At 61.4% G+C, this 15,660-nt stretch carries 11 protein-coding genes; 6 read left to right on the forward strand and 5 right to left on the reverse strand.

All coding sequences use genetic code 11. The features are described 5' to 3' along the window. Positions 1-29: 29 nt before the first annotated feature. From CQ002_RS21300 to CQ002_RS21310, 3 genes are all read right to left on the reverse strand, one after another. Positions 30-1,274 (reverse strand): lipoprotein-releasing ABC transporter permease subunit, encoded by a 1,245-nt coding sequence (locus tag CQ002_RS21300; RefSeq protein ID WP_034102556.1) that lies wholly within the window; start codon positions 1,272-1,274, stop codon positions 30-32. Positions 1,275-1,336: 62 nt separating this feature from the next. Continuing rightward, positions 1,337-2,020 carry a lipoprotein-releasing ABC transporter ATP-binding protein LolD gene (gene lolD / locus CQ002_RS21305; RefSeq protein ID WP_162830773.1) on the reverse strand — a complete coding sequence of 228 codons (684 nt, stop codon included), beginning with the start codon at positions 2,018-2,020 and terminating at the stop codon, positions 1,337-1,339. 7 nt (positions 2,021-2,027) lie between these two features. Then, positions 2,028-3,278, reverse strand: a complete 1,251-nt coding sequence (locus CQ002_RS21310) for a lipoprotein-releasing ABC transporter permease subunit (RefSeq protein ID WP_034102555.1) — start codon at positions 3,276-3,278, stop codon at positions 2,028-2,030. Positions 3,279-3,372: 94 nt separating this feature from the next. Between CQ002_RS21310 and CQ002_RS21315 the strand changes: the two genes are divergently transcribed. Together CQ002_RS21315 and CQ002_RS21320 are read left to right on the forward strand one after the other, a co-directional pair. Next, positions 3,373-3,957 (forward strand): PilZ domain-containing protein, encoded by a 585-nt coding sequence (locus tag CQ002_RS21315; protein WP_105161829.1) that lies wholly within the window; start codon positions 3,373-3,375, stop codon positions 3,955-3,957. A gap of 44 nt (positions 3,958-4,001) precedes the next feature. After that, on the forward strand, positions 4,002-4,724 hold the full coding sequence (locus CQ002_RS21320; protein WP_034102553.1) for a glycerophosphodiester phosphodiesterase: 723 nt from the start codon (positions 4,002-4,004) through the stop codon (positions 4,722-4,724). Between the two features lie 42 nt (positions 4,725-4,766). Here CQ002_RS21320 and sthA read toward each other — a convergent pair whose 3' ends face one another. After that, on the reverse strand, positions 4,767-6,161 hold the full coding sequence (gene sthA, locus CQ002_RS21325) for a Si-specific NAD(P)(+) transhydrogenase (RefSeq protein ID WP_010212052.1): 1,395 nt from the start codon (positions 6,159-6,161) through the stop codon (positions 4,767-4,769). 260 nt (positions 6,162-6,421) lie between these two features. Here sthA and CQ002_RS21330 point away from each other — a divergent pair, with 260 nt between their 5' ends. Then, positions 6,422-6,955, forward strand: a complete 534-nt coding sequence (locus CQ002_RS21330) for a chalcone isomerase family protein (protein ID WP_034102552.1) — start codon at positions 6,422-6,424, stop codon at positions 6,953-6,955. Between the two features lie 159 nt (positions 6,956-7,114). On the opposite strand, the gene CQ002_RS21335 is transcribed toward CQ002_RS21330, so the two are convergent. Continuing rightward, positions 7,115-8,578, reverse strand: coding sequence for a glyceraldehyde-3-phosphate dehydrogenase (locus tag CQ002_RS21335; RefSeq protein WP_034102551.1), 1,464 nt, complete (start codon positions 8,576-8,578; stop codon positions 7,115-7,117). Between the two features lie 340 nt (positions 8,579-8,918). On the opposite strand from CQ002_RS21335, the gene mfd reads away from it, so the two are divergent. The 3 genes from mfd to CQ002_RS21350 are packed head-to-tail and all read left to right on the forward strand — an operon-like array spanning position 8,919 to position 15,649. Further along, a complete protein-coding gene (gene mfd / locus CQ002_RS21340; RefSeq protein WP_034102550.1) occupies positions 8,919-12,368 on the forward strand; it encodes a transcription-repair coupling factor in 3,450 nt (1,149 codons plus the stop codon). A gap of 11 nt (positions 12,369-12,379) precedes the next feature. After that, complete coding sequence (locus tag CQ002_RS21345) at positions 12,380-12,946, forward strand: CsiV family protein (protein ID WP_105161828.1); 567 nt, start codon at positions 12,380-12,382, stop codon at positions 12,944-12,946. A 9-nt stretch (positions 12,947-12,955) separates the two neighbouring features. After that, positions 12,956-15,649, forward strand: coding sequence for a DEAD/DEAH box helicase (locus CQ002_RS21350; RefSeq protein WP_098465991.1), 2,694 nt, complete (start codon positions 12,956-12,958; stop codon positions 15,647-15,649). Positions 15,650-15,660 lie beyond the last annotated feature (11 nt).

Below are 15,660 nucleotides of genomic sequence, written 5' to 3' on the forward strand. Positions count from 1 at the left end.
TGGCTTGCCTGCGATAGCGGTCTCGAATCTTACGAATATCTCAGCGCATGCGCCGGCTCAATCTTCGCCGCCCGATACGCCGGGTAAATCGTCGCCAAGAAGCTCAACACAAACCCGGCCGTGCAGATCAGCAGCACATCCCCGCCCTGCAGTTCCGAAGGCAGGTTGCTGACAAAGTACACATCCGAACTGAAGATATGCTGCCCGGTGACCCGCTCTACCCAGCCCACCAGCTCGCTCACGTTCAACGCCGCGATCACACCCAATACGCCGCCGATGAGGGTGCCGACAATACCGATCACCGTGCCCTGCACCATGAAGATCGCCATGATCTGCCGTGGCGTGGCGCCGATGGTGCGCAGGATCGCAATGTCCGCGCCCTTGTCGTTCACCACCATGATCAACGTGGCGATGATGTTGAACGCAGCCACTGCGACGATCATCAGCAACAGCAGGCCGATCATGGTCTTTTCCATCTTCATCGCGCTGAACAGGCTGCCCTGGGTGTGGGTCCAGTCATCGGGCTTGTAGCCGGCGCCCAGGCTGGCGGCGATGTCCGACGAGACCTTGGGCGCCGCGTACAAGTCTTTCACCGCCAGGCGTACGCTTTGCACCTGGTTCGGTTGCCAATGTTGAATTTCTGCGGCGTCGGCCATGTGGATCAACGCCATGGAGCCGTCCAGCTCGGCGCCGACCTTGAAAATGCCCACCACATTCAAGCGCTGCATGCGCGGGGTGATGCCACCCGGTGCGGTGCTGATTTCCGGCACGATCAGGGTCAACTTGTCGCCCACATTCAGGCGGAAGCGTCGGGCGGTGATTTCACCGACCACCACGCCGAACTCGCCGGGCTTCAGGTCATCGAGTTTGCCACGCACGATGTGCTGGGCCACGATCGACACCTTGCCTTCCTGCGCCGGGTCAACGCCGTTGATCTCGATCGGCTGCATCGCGCCCTTGTAGGAGAACATGCCATCCATCTGTGTGAAGGGCACTGCAGCAGTCACCTGCGGATTCTTCATCGCCGCGGCGGCCACGGGCTGCCAATCGTCGATCGGGTTTACGCCAACGATCGTGGCGTGGGGCACCATGCCAAGAATGCGTGAGCTCATTTCGCGCTGGAAGCCATTCATCACCGACAACACCACGATCATTGCCAGCACGCCCAGGGCGAGGCCGATCATTGAGGTCATCGAGATAAACGAGACAAAACGGTTGCGGCGCTTGGCGCGCGTATAGCGCGTGCCGATGAAAATCGATAACGGTCTGAACATTCGCGTACACCGCCTGAAAAAATTAAAAAGCCCAGCGTCAAAAACACCGGGCTTGAAGCAGGTCAGATGGCGACCAGGTGACCTTCCTGCAGGTGCAACACGCGGTCCATCTGCCGGGCCATGCTCATGTCATGGGTCACCACCAAGAACGCAGTGCGCATCTGGGTGCTCAGCTCCAGCATCAGGTCCTTGATGCCCTGGGCGGTGTGGGAGTCGAGGTTGCCGGTCGGCTCGTCGAGCATCACCAAGCCTGGGTTGTTCACCAGGGCGCGGGCAATCGCCACACGCTGGCGCTCGCCGCCGGACAGTTCAGCCGGCTTGTGCTCCAGGCGGTGGCCGAGGCCGACGCGCTCCAGCAAGGCTGTAGCACGCTGGCGCGCCTCGGGGATCGCGGTCTTGCCGATCAACAGCGGCATGCACACGTTTTCCAGGGCGGTGAATTCCGGCAACAGGTGGTGGAACTGGTACACAAAGCCCAGCGAACGGTTGCGCAGTTGGCCACGGGCCTTTTCGCCCAGGGCCGACAGTTCTTCACCGGCCAGCCAGACACTGCCCTGGGACGGCGTATCAAGGCCGCCCAGCAGGTTCAGCAAGGTACTTTTGCCGGAACCGGAACTGCCGACGATCGCTACGCGCTCGCCAGGGTGCAGCTCAAGTTGCAGGTTGGACAGCACCACCACCGATTCCGGGCCTTCCTCGTAGGATTTGCCCAGGTTGCGGCAGCTCAGGATTGCTTTTTCACTCATGCCCGATTCACTCATAACGTAAGGCCTGTGCTGGCTGGGTACGTGCCGCGCGCCAGGCTGGATACAGGGTGGCAAGGAAACTCAGGAGCAGCGCAGCGCCGCCCACCATCAGCACGTCCTGGGCCTGAACCTGGGACGGCAAGTAGTCGATGAAATAGACATCGGCGTTGAGAAACTTGTGGCCGATCAGGGTTTCGAGGCCGGCAATGGCCGCACTGACGTTCAACGCGGCCAGAATGCCGACGGCCGTACCGATCAAGGTGCCGACCACGCCGATGACGGTGCCCTGCACCATAAAGATCGCCATGATCTGCCCCGGCGTGGCGCCAAGGGTACGCAGGATGGCGATATCGCCCTTCTTGTCGTTCACCACCATCACCAGCGTGGAGATGATGTTGAAGGCAGCCACGGCGACGATCAGCAGCAACAGCAGGCCGATCATGGCTTTTTCCATGCGGATGGCCTGGTACAGGTTGCCGTGGGTACGGGTCCAGTCGCGGGCGTAGTACTGGCTTTCACCCAGGTGCTGGGCGATTTCCCAGGCACCGCGCGGTGCGTCGAACAGGTCGTTGAACTTGAGGCGCAGGCCCTGCACCTGGTCTGGCTGCCAGCGGTGCAGGCGGGCCAGGTCGGTGAGGTTGGTCAGGCCAAGGTAGCCGTCGATCTCGCCGGCGCCGACGTGGAAGGTGCCCACCACGGTGAAGCGCTTCATGCGGGGGAACATGCCGGCCGGGGTCACGGTGACTTCCGGGGCGACGAAGGTCAGCTTGTCGCCGACGCCTACACCGAGCTTGGCCGCGGCCTTGTCGCCGATGACGATGCCAAAGCTGCCGGGCGCCAGGTCGTCGAGTTTGCCCTGCAGCATGAACTTGTCGATGATCGAGACGTTGCGCTCCTGGGCTGGGTCGATGGCATTGAGCAGGATCTTTTGCACCTTGCCGTCATTGGTCAGCAACCCCTGCATCTGGGTAAATGGCGCAACGGCCAGCACCTTGGGGTTCTGCTTGACCTTGTCGGCCAGGCTTTGCCAGTCGCTGATGGGCGCATCGCCCTCGATGGTCGCGTGGGGCACCATGCCCAGCACGCGGGTGCGCATCTCATGATCGAAGCCGTTCATCACCGACAACACCACGATCATCACGACCACGCCCAAGGCGAGCCCGATCATCGACGTGAGGGAAATGAACGACACAAAATGATTGCGGCGCTTTGCACGGGTATAACGCGTGCCGATAAATACGAAGAGAGGTCTGAACATGTCGGGGCTTGTTCGGAGGAAAAGAAGACGTCCCGGTGGCGGGGTCTGGTCAGCAGCTTTACACTCAGACCATTACCGTTACCTGGGGTTCGCCATGTCGACATTAGATGAAGAAGAGCGCCGCGAATACTACCGTATCGACGACATGATCGCACTCCAAATCAAAAGCCTGTCTGCCCCCGAAGCAGCGAGCAAGGAAGTGTTGCTGGATGATTCGCCACTGTTCAATCTGCTCAGCGAATTGCACCTGAGTGAATTCGAAGCCCAGCACCTGCTACGCCAGCTCAGCGAGAAGGATCGCACCCTCGCCGCCTTCCTCCGCGTGCAGAACAAACGCCTCGACCTGCTCAGCCAGATCATGGCACGCGGCCTGCTGGATGAGGTCGGCGCACCGCAGCCGGTGATCATTTCCGAGGGCGGTATCGACTTCCAGCACCCCACGCCCTTGGCGGCCGGCGCCCACCTGGCGGTCAAGCTGGTGCTGATGCCCCAGGCGCTCGGCCTGCTGCTGCGCGCGCGGGTCACTCATTGCGACCCCAAGGCCGGTGGTTTTGATGTTGGCACGGAATTCGAAGCCATGACCGACGCCCAACGCCAGCTGCTGGCGCGCTACATCCTGCAGAAACAGGCCCAGGAACGGCGCCTGGCGCGGGAACAGAGCGACGCACAAGACACCTGAATACGTATTTACACGGCCAGACGACCTGGCATAAAGGAGCAACTGTGACCCTGATCTACGGCCACCGCGGTGCCAAAGGCGAAGCACCGGAAAACACCCTGACCAGCTTCCAGGAGTGCCTCAAGCACGGCGTACGCCGCTGCGAACTGGACTTGCACCTGTCCATGGACGGCGAGCTGATGGTCATTCACGACCCGACCCTCAAGCGTACCGCCGACCGGCGCGGCAAAGTCGTCGAGTACTCGGCGGCAGACCTGGTGAAAATGGACGCGCGCAAAGGCGGCCCGGGCTGGGTCAAGCCTTGCCCGATCCCGCGCCTGGAAGAGCTGTTCGAGCACTGCGATTTCGATCACTGGCAACTGGAAGTCAAAAGCGCTTCGCGCACCCGCGCCGCCACTACCGTGCTGGCGATTCGGGAAATGGCCGTGCGCTTTGGCCTGATGGACAAAGTCACCGTCACCTCGAGTTCGCGAGAAGTGTTGAAAGCAGCGGTTGAACTCACCCCAGACCTGTCACGCGGGCTGGTCGCCGAATACGCCTGGCTCGACCCGTTGAAGGTCGCGCAGAACTATGGCTGTGAGATTCTGGCGTTGAACTGGACGTTGTGCACCCCCGAGCGCCTGGAAAAAGCCCAGCGCCAGGGTTTGCACGTGTCCGTGTGGACAGTCAACGAACCCGCGCTGATGCGCAGGCTCGCCGACTTCGGCGTAGATAGCCTGATTACAGACTTTCCCGGTTTGGCCACTGCCACTCTCGGGAATTACTGAAATCGGTCTCCCCGGCCGGCTCAGGCCACCGGCCGGAGCCGCTCAAAAAAGCCGGTTGAGGCCGTCGTAGGCCGCTACCCGATAGGCTTCCGCCATGGTCGGGTAGTTGAACGTGGTGTTGACAAAATACTTGAGGGTATTGAGTTCACCTGGCTGGTTCATGATCGCCTGGCCGATGTGCACGATCTCCGACGCCTGGTAGCCGAAGCAATGCACGCCGAGGACTTCCAGGGTTTCGCGGTGGAACAGGATCTTCAGCATGCCTTGCGGCTCACCGGCGATCTGCGCACGCGCCATGCTCTTGAAGAACGCCTTGCCCACTTCATACGGCACCTTGGCCTTGGTCAGTTCGTGCTCGTTCTTGCCGATCGAGCTGATCTCCGGAATGGTGTAGATGCCGGTCGGCACGTCGTTCACGTAGCGCCAGCTGCCGTTGTCGACGATGCTGCCAGCGGCCGAACGCCCTTGGTCGTGCGCGGCACTGGCCAGGCTTGGCCAGCCGATCACGTCACCGGCACCGTAGATGTTGGTCACGCAGGTGCGGTAGTTCTCGTCCACCTCGATCTGGCCACGGCTGTTGACCTTGACCCCGATGTTTTCCATGCCCAGCTTGTCGGTGTTACCGGTACGGCCGTTGCACCACAGCAAGGCGTCAGCCTTGATCTTCTTGCCGGACTTGAGGTGCAGGATCACACCGTTGTCCAGGCCCTCGACCCGCTCGTACTCCTCGTTGTGGCGCACGGTGATGTTGTTGTTGCTGAAGTGATAGCTCAACGCCTGGGAGATTTCCGAGTCGAGGAAGCTCAGCAACTGGTCGCGGTTATCCACCAGCTCGACCAATACACCCAGGCCGCTGAAGATCGAGGCGTATTCACAGCCAATCACGCCCGCGCCGTAGATGATCAGTTTGCGCGGGGTGTGGCCCAGGCTCAGGATGGTGTCGCTATCGTAGATACGCGGGTGGTGGAAATCGATATCCGCCGGGCGATACGGGCGCGAACCGGTGGCGATGATGATGTGCTTGGCCACCAGCTTCTCGACCACGCCATTGGGGCAGACCACTTCGATGGTTTGCTCGTCGGCGAAGCTGCCGGTGCCGAAGAACAGGTCGACGCGGTTACGGGCGTAGTAGCCAGTCCGCGAAGCAACCTGCTTGGAGATGACTTTCTCGGCGCTTTTCAGCACGTCCGGGAACGAGAACCAACGCGGCTCACCAATGGCCCGGAACATCGGGTTGGTGTTGAACTGCATGATCTGGCGCACCGAGTGACGCAAGGCCTTGGACGGGATGGTGCCCAGGTGGGTGCAGTTACCGCCAACCTGGCGACGGCTATCGACCATCGCCACCTTGCGCCCAGCTTTGGCGGCGTTCATCGCCGCACCTTCTCCAGCCGGGCCGGAACCCAGTACCACCACGTCGTAGTTGTAGACAGCCATGCGTACTCCTCAGAACAGGCCAGGCGTACGGTTGGACGCCGGGCTAAATCATGCCGCGGCCAGCGGTCATGAAGGACAATTTGGCTCAAGTGTGTGAACCGGGGCACAGTCTATATAAGGCTCAACGCCGCGAACATTAACCCTTGGTCGCGTCGTAGGCCAGTCTTGCCTTTACTACACAACGCAGATTATCCCTGAACCCTGCTGCTGTCGGAAAATGAATTAACCTGTAGTCACGCATCTTTTCGGGACGGGCCATTATGCGACACATCGTTTTCTGTTTATTGCTCATGCTGTCGATCACCGCACACGCCAATGAGGCGGATCGGCTCAAGCAAGCCAACTTCCCGGCACAGTCCCAGTCACTGGTGCTGAAAAACCAGGCGGTGCTCACGTACCTCTGGGCGGATGTGTATGCGGCGGCGCTGTATGCCCCGTCGGATTTGAGCGCCAAACAAGCCTGGGACCAACAAAAAGCACTGCACCTTGTGCTGTACTACTTCCGTGATATCGACCGCAACGATGTGATCAAGGCCGCCACCACCACACTGGAACGCCAGCAAGCGAGTGCCCGGCTGAAGCCCGAGATAGAAAAACTGCACGCCAGCTTTCGCAATATCCGCAGCGGCGATCGCTATGCCCTGGATTTTCGTCCGGGGCGGGGCTTGAACCTCGAGATCAATGGCCAAGTGGCGTTCAGCAGTCGCGATGACGAGCTGGCAAAGGCTTACCTGGGGATCTGGCTTGCGCCCAACGGATTGTCCGACAGCCTGCGTAGCAAGCTTTTGGACTGACAGCCCATCGCAGGCAACCAGCGCCCACATTTTGATTTGCGAACACATTCAAAAGGTGGAGGCTGGCTTGCCTGCGATGGGGCCATGACCGACAGCACGAAACCATCAGGTGTAAAAAAGCCCCGAACCAGTCGGGGCTTTTTCATTCAACGCAAACGCTTAACGCGGGAACGCAGGCGGGTTGACCCCGGCCATGTCTTCCATCACGCGAACCACCTGGCAGCTGTAGCCGAACTCGTTGTCGTACCAGACGTACAGTACAACGCGGTTGTCCTGGGTAATGGTCGCTTCCGCGTCCACCACACCGGCGTGGCGCGAACCCACGAAGTCGGTGGAGACCACTTCCTGGGAATTGACGAAGTCGATTTGCTTATGCAGATCGGAGTGCAGCGCCATGTAGCGCAGGTACTCGTTCATCTCTTCACGGGTGGCGGCTTTCTCAAGGTTCAGGTTGAGGATGGCCATCGACACGTTCGGCGTCGGAACGCGAATCGCGTTACCGGTCAGCTTGCCGGCCAGCTCAGGCAGGGCCTTGGCAGCAGCGGTGGCAGCGCCGGTCTCGGTGATCACCATGTTCAACGCGGCGCTACGGCCACGGCGATCGCCCTTGTGGAAGTTGTCGATCAGGTTCTGGTCGTTGGTGTACGAGTGAACGGTCTCGACGTGGCCGTTGACGATGCCGAACTTGTCATTCACTGCCTTGAGCACCGGCACGATGGCGTTGGTGGTGCAGGAAGCGGCGGACACGATCTTGTCGTCGGCGGTGATTTCAGTGTGGTTGATGCCGTGAACGATGTTCTTCAGCTTGCCCTTGCCAGGCGCGGTCAACACAACGCGGTCGACACCCGGGCAGGCCAGGTGCTGGCCCAGGCCTTCGGCGTCACGCCATACGCCGGTGTTGTCCACCAGCAGGGCGTCCTTGATGCCGTACTGGGTGTAATCCACCTCGGACGGGTTCTTCGCGTAGATCACCTGGATCAGGTTACCGTTGGCGGTGATGGTGTTGTTTTCTTCGTCGATGACGATGGTGCCGTTGAACGGACCGTGTACCGAATCGCGACGCAGCAGGCTGGCACGTTTGGTCAGGTCGTTCTCGGCGCCTTTACGCACCACGATGGCACGCAGGCGCAGGCCGTCGCCGCCACCGGTTTTTTCGATCAGGATGCGCGCCAGCAGGCGGCCGATACGACCGAAGCCGTACAGCACAACGTCGGTGCCCTTGCGAGCCGCGGCGTTTTGCTGACCTACCACTTCGGCCATTTCTTCGCGTACGAACTGCTCGGCGCTACGGCCATTGCCTTCTTTACGGAATTTGTAGGCCAGCTTGCCCAGGTCTACCGAAGCCGCGCCGAGCTTGAGCTCGCTCATGGCCTTGAGCAGTGGGAATGTTTCGTGGACGGAGAGTTCGCTGTCGTCGGCGGAGCGATGGCGCGCAAAGCGGTGGGCTTTGAGAATCGCGATGACAGACTGGTTGATCAGGCTGCGGCCATAGATCGAGCTCACCACATTGTTATTGCGGTACAGCTGACCGATAAGCGGGATCATCGCTTCTGCGAGTGCTTCACGGTCGATCCATTCACCAAGACACTGGTCGGGCTTCTGAGTCACGGGAACCTTCCACATGTAGGGGCTGAAAAAAGGGGCTACATTATGCCGCCCGACCGCCCTCGGAGCAATGCGCGCCCTACAACAAAAACCCCTTGCCAAAAAATACCGCCCCGCTGCAGCCCAGTAAATACGCGGGTTCCAGAAGGCCACTAGTTGGGGAAGCGTGTCGACTTGTCCGTAACCCTCCTAAACAATCGCGTATTTCGGCACTACATATTGAGTCAAAACACGCCATTGTTTGTCTTAGCCACTACATTTCCTACAAACCGTAATAGGCTCAGTCAGAAACTGACAGGCGGCACCTTGGGCCGTTACAATTACCGACTTTGTCGCAACGCTTGGAGCTCAACCTTCCGTGCCCGTTCTGCGTCTACCGCTTCTCCCTGCCGCGGCAGGTAAACAGCACTGGGGCAACCTGCCCGGTGCCGCCCTGAGCCTGGCCATTGCCGAGGCTGCCAGCGCAGCCAAGCGCTTTACCCTGCTGCTCACCGCCGACAGCCAGAGTGCCGAACGGTTGGAGCAGGAGCTGAGCTTCTTCGCCCCCGATTTGCCGGTGCTGCATTTCCCCGATTGGGAAACCCTGCCCTACGACCTGTTCTCGCCGCACCAGGACATCATCTCCCAGCGCATCGCCAGCCTGTACCGCTTGCCGGAACTGGCCCACGGCGTGCTGGTCGTGCCGATCACCACGGCGCTGCATCGCCTGGCGCCGACCAAGTTCCTGCTGGGCAGCAGCTTGGTCCTGGATATCGGCCAGAAGCTCGACGTAGAGCAGATGCGCACACGCCTGGAAGCCAGCGGCTACCGGTGCGTCGACACGGTGTATGAACACGGTGAGTTCGCGGTGCGCGGTGCATTGATCGACCTGTTCCCGATGGGCAGCAAACTGCCCTACCGCATCGACCTGTTCGATGACGAAATCGAGACCTTGCGCACCTTCGATCCGGAAAACCAGCGCTCCATCGACAAGGTGGACTCGGTCAAGCTGCTGCCCGCACGGGAATTCCCGCTGCAAAAAGACGCGGTCACCCGCTTCAAGGCGCGCTTCCGTGAACGCTTCGACGTCGACTTCCGCCGCTGCCCGATCTTCCAGGACCTGAGCAGCGGGATCACCCCGGCCGGTATCGAGTACTACCTGCCGCTGTTCTTCGATGAAACCTCCACCCTGTTCGATTACCTGCCCCAGGACACTCAAGTGTTCTCGCTGCCGGGCATTGAGCAAGCTGCAGAAAACTTCTGGAACGACGTGCGTAACCGCTACGAAGAACGCCGCGTCGATCCCTCGCGCCCCTTATTGCCGCCCGCCGAGCTGTTCCTGCCGGTGGAAGACTGCTTCGCGCGCCTTAAAAACTGGCCGCGTGTAGTCGCCAGCCAGCAAGATGTAGACCCCGGTGTGGGCCGCGAGCGCTTCCCCGCGGCGGCGTTGCCGGATCTGGCGATCCAGGCCAAAGCCACGCAACCGCTGGAAGCGCTGTCCAACTTCCTCGGCGACTTCCCTGGCCGCGTGCTGTTTACGGCCGAGTCAGCAGGCCGTCGCGAAGTGCTGCTGGAATTGCTCGAGCGCCTGAAGCTGCGTCCCAAAACCGTCGACAGCTGGCCTGACTTCGTCAAGAGCAAGGAGCGCCTGGCGATCACCATCGCACCGCTCGACGAAGGCCTGCTGCTGGATGACCCGGCCCTCGCGCTGATCGCCGAAAGCCCGCTGTTCGGCCAGCGTGTGATGCAGCGTCGTCGCCGTGAAAAACGCGCCGACGCCAACAACGACGCGGTGATCAAGAACCTCACCGAGCTGCGCGAAGGCGCGCCGGTGGTGCATATCGATCACGGTGTCGGCCGCTACCTGGGCCTGCAGACCCTGGAGATCGACAACCAGGCTGCCGAATTCCTCACCATGGAATACGCCGAGGGCGCCAAGCTCTACGTGCCGGTGGCCAGCCTGCACCTGATCGCGCGCTACACCGGCAGCGACGATGCCCTGGCGCCGTTGCACCGCCTGGGTTCCGAGACCTGGCAAAAAGCCAAGCGCAAGGCCGCCGAGCAGGTGCGCGACGTCGCCGCCGAATTGCTCGACATCTATGCCCGGCGTGCGGCGCGCGAAGGTTATGCCTTCGCCGACCCGAAAGCCGACTATGCGACATTCAGCGCCGGCTTCGCGTTCGAAGAGACCCCGGACCAGCAAACCACCATCGAAGCAGTACGCGCCGACATGCTCGCGCCCAAGCCGATGGACCGCCTGGTGTGCGGTGACGTGGGCTTCGGCAAGACCGAGGTGGCGATGCGCGCCGCCTTTATTGCCGTGCATGGCGGCAAGCAAGTGGCGATCCTGGTCCCCACCACCCTGCTCGCCCAGCAGCACTACAACAGCTTTCGCGACCGCTTTGCCGACTGGCCGGTGACCGTGGAAGTGATGAGCCGCTTCAAATCGGCCAAGGAAGTCAACGCGGCCGTCGCCGATTTGGCGGAAGGCAAGATCGATATCGTTATCGGCACGCACAAGCTGCTGTCGGACGACGTGAAGATCAAGAACCTGGGCCTGGTGATCATCGACGAAGAACACCGCTTTGGTGTGCGCCAGAAAGAACAGCTCAAGGCCCTGCGCAGCGAAGTCGATATCCTCACCCTGACCGCCACGCCGATTCCGCGCACACTGAACATGGCGGTGTCGGGCATGCGCGACCTGTCGATCATCGCCACGCCACCGGCACGTCGCCTGTCGGTGCGCACCTTCGTGATGGAGCAGAACAAAAGCACGGTCAAGGAAGCACTGCTGCGCGAATTGCTGCGCGGCGGGCAGGTTTACTACCTGCACAACGACGTGAAGACCATCGAGAAGTGCGCCGCCGACCTCGCCGAACTGGTGCCGGAAGCGCGTATTGCGATCGGCCACGGGCAGATGCGCGAGCGTGAACTCGAACAGGTAATGAGCGACTTCTACCACAAGCGCTTCAACGTGCTGATCGCCTCGACCATCATCGAGACCGGCATCGACGTACCGAGCGCCAACACCATCATCATCGAGCGCGCCGACAAGTTCGGCCTGGCGCAACTGCACCAATTGCGCGGCCGGGTGGGTCGTAGTCACCACCAGGCGTATGCCTACCTGCTGACGCCACCGCGCCAACAGATCACCGGCGACGCAGAAAAGCGCCTGGAAGCCATCGCCAATACCCAGGACCTGGGCGCCGGTTTCGTACTGGCCACCAACGACCTGGAGATCCGTGGTGCCGGCGAATTGCTGGGCGACGGCCAGAGCGGGCAGATCCAGGCGGTCGGTTTCACCCTGTACATGGAGATGCTTGAGCGCGCGGTGAAAGCCATCCGCAAAGGCGAGCAGCCCAACCTCGATCAACCCCTGGGTGGCGGCCCGGAGATCAACCTGCGCTTGCCTGCACTGATTCCCGAAGACTACCTGCCGGACGTGCATGCGCGACTGATCCTGTACAAACGCATCGCCTCGGCCACCGACGAAGAAGGCCTCAAGGACCTGCAGGTGGAGATGATCGACCGTTTCGGCCTGTTGCCGGAGCCGACCAAGAACCTGGTGCGCCTGACCCTGCTCAAGTTGCAGGCCGAGCAACTGGGTATCAAGAAGGTCGACGCCGGGCCGCAAGGTGGGCGCATCGAGTTCGAAGCGCAGACGCCGGTGGACCCCCTGGTGCTGATCAAGCTGATCCAGGGCCAGCCCAACCGTTATAAGTTCGAAGGGGCTACGCTGTTCAAGTTCATGGTGCCGATGGAACGTGCCGAAGAACGCTTTAATACATTGGAGGCGTTGTTCGAGCGCCTCATCCCGAAATCTGCTTGAAGGACGCCCCAATGCGCCTGTTCCGCATTTTGAGCCTGTTGTTGGTAGTAGTGGCACCCACAGCGTTCGCCGACAGCCCGTACCAGGTGGAAATGATCCTGGTGCGCCAGAACGCGGAGCCGGTGATCAGCAGCCGCGCCGCCCCGGAAAACTGGGATGCTGGCGCCGTGCGCCTGGGGGACAGGTTGAGCCCGCCGCGCCTGGGTAATATCGTCGACAAGCTGCGTGCCGGCTCAAGCTACACCGTGCTGGCGCACAAGGCGTGGGAGCAGAACCTGGGCGAGCAGCCGGTCAAGATCGCCATCACTGATGGGCAAGAGCAGTTCGGCCAGTTTCCTATCGAGGGCGTGCTGAGCCTGCAACTGGGGCGTTTTACCGACATTGATGCGAACTTCTGGATCAACCAGTTCGACGCCAACGGCAGCGTGATCGCCAGCGAGCACCTGAGCCAGACCGATGTGCGCACCAAGAACAATCAGCTCAACTACCTGGACGGCGGCCACTTGGCGCTGCTGATCAAGATCACCTCGCTGACCGCCAAGCCACCCAGCGCACCACCGCCCGACCTCCAGGACTGATCCAGCGCCATGCCCCTGACGTCGTCGCTGACCAAACCCCTGGCCCCTTCGTGGGCCAATCGCTTCAAAGAGCAAAGCCTGGAGCGCGGGCGACGTTATGCCCTGGAGAACCGCGTGCGCATCGTCGAGTCCGGCGACAGCACCATCGTCGCCAGTTGCGAAGGCTCGGGCGGCAACGTCTACCGGCAGACCATCTCGTTGCGTGAGTCGGCCAAGGGCACGCTGATCCTGGTGGACAGCCGCTGTACCTGCCCGGTGCACACCAACTGCAAACACATCGCGGCGGTGCTGCTCAAGGTCCAGGAAACCCTGGCCTACCCCGCCGCCGCCCAGGACGCCGAGCTGCTGGAAAAACTCCAGGCTGTGCTGGAAAACCGTGCGGTGCTGCCCCAGGTGGTCATGGAAGACGTGTTACCCGTGCCGCGCTTGTGGCTCGCCAGTGTCGAGTTCAGTGCATTTGAGCCGCGCAACGGCAAGATGCAGCGTTACATCCAGCACCGTGCGGCGCTGTCTTTCAACTATCTGGGCAACTACGTCAGTGGGCAGAAAAATGCCGACATCATCGTGCGCCAGGAAACCCAGAGCCTGCGCATCAAGCGGCATCCGGAGCGGGAGCAGCCGTATCGCGAGCAACTGCGCCTATTGGGCTTCAAGATCGCTACGCGCCAGAGCAAGGCGCTGCCCGAAAGCGCTGGCGAGCTGTTCGAGATGGTCAACGACAGTGCCTGGCTGAACTTCACCCTCAATGCATCACCGACCTTGCGGGCCGAGGGGTGGGAGCTGCAGATCGATGAGGACTTCGGCTTCGACCTGAGCGCCGTCGACGACTGGTACGCCACCGTCGACGAAGGCCCGGAGCGCGATTGGTTCGACCTGGAGCTGGGGATTATCGTCAACGGTGAACGGCTGAGCCTGCTGCCGATCCTGCTGAACCTGATGCGCTCCCACACCGAGATCCTCAACCCGGAAAAACTCGCACGCCGCCGCGATGATGAACTGATCCTGGTGAACATCCCCGGCCTGCCCAACGGCGGCCATGGCCCGCTGCAAGTTGCCCTGCCCTACGGCCGCCTGAAACCGGTGCTGGCTACCCTGGGCGAGTTCTACCTGCAAGACGCCGGCACTACGACGCTGCGCCTGGCCAAGGCCGATGCGATTCGGTTGAACCCACTCGAAGACCTGCCACTGCAATGGGAAGGTGGCGAGAAGATCCGCAACTTCGCCCAGCGCCTGCGGGACATCAAGGACTTCACCTGCGTGGCCCCCGAGGGGCTGAACGCAACCTTGCGCCCGTACCAGCTGGAAGGCTTGAGCTGGATGCAGTCACTGCGCCAGCTGGACGTCGGCGGGATACTTGCGGATGACATGGGCCTGGGCAAAACCCTGCAAACCCTGGCGCATATCCTCACAGAGAAAGCCGCCGGGCGCCTGGATCGACCGTGCATGGTGGTGATGCCGACCAGCCTGATTCCCAACTGGCTGGATGAAGCGGCGCACTTCACGCCGCAGCTCAAGGTGCTGGCGCTGTATGGCGCGGCACGCAAGAAACATTTCGCGAACCTGCGGGACTATGACCTGCTGCTGACCACCTACGCGCTGCTGCCCAAGGACATCGAACAGCTCGCGGCCCTGCCCCTGCATGTCCTGATCCTCGATGAGGCCCAGTACATCAAGAACCCTTCCAGCAAGGCTGCCCAGGCGGCACGCGAACTGAATGCACGGCAGCGCCTGTGCCTGAGCGGCACGCCGTTGGAAAACCACTTGGGTGAGCTGTGGTCATTGTTTCACTTCCTGCTGCCAGGCTGGTTGGGCGACGTGAAAAGCTTCAACCGCGATTACCGCGTGCCCATCGAGAAGCGCGCCAGTGATGTGCGCTTGCAGCACCTCAACGGTCGGATAAAACCTTTCCTGTTGCGCCGCACCAAGGAACAGGTCGCCACGGAGTTGCCGCCCAAGACCGAGATCATCCACTGGGTCGACCTCAACGAAGCCCAGCGCGACGTGTACGAAACCATGCGCCTGGCCATGGACAAAAAGGTGCGCGACGAGATCACCCGCAAGGGCGTGGCGCGCAGCCAGATCATCATTCTCGAGGCGCTGCTGAAGCTGCGCCAGGTGTGTTGCGACCTGCGCCTGGTCAACGACGCCGCCCTGCCCGCGCGCGGCAGCAGTTCAGGCAAGCTCGACAGTCTGATGGAAATGCTTGAAGAGCTGTTTGAAGAAGGTCGGCGGATCCTGCTGTTTTCTCAGTTCACCTCGATGCTGAGCCTGATCGAGGACGAGCTCAAGAAGCGCGGTGTGGCCTACGCCCTGTTAACCGGCCAGACCCGGGACCGGCGCACGCCGGTGAAGGACTTCCAGAGCGGCAAGCTGCAGATTTTTCTGATCAGCCTGAAGGCCGGGGGCGTAGGCCTGAACCTGACCGAAGCCGATACCGTCATCCACTATGACCCATGGTGGAACCCCGCGACGGAAAACCAGGCGACTGACCGTGCCTATCGCATCGGACAGGAGAAGCCGGTGTTCGTCTACAAGATGATTGCCCGGGGCACGGTGGAGGAGAAAATCCAGCACCTGCAGAAGGAAAAATCCGACCTGGCGGCGGGTGTGCTGGATGGGCGGACGACGGGGGACTGGCAGTTGGGTAATGAGGATATCGAGGCGTTGTTTGCGCCGCTGCCCAATAAGCAAGAGAAGCGCTAAATGTCAGATCG

It is taken from the genome of Pseudomonas sp. MYb13 (assembly GCF_002980075.1).
In the GTDB taxonomy this organism is placed as follows: domain Bacteria; phylum Pseudomonadota; class Gammaproteobacteria; order Pseudomonadales; family Pseudomonadaceae; genus Aquipseudomonas; species Aquipseudomonas lurida.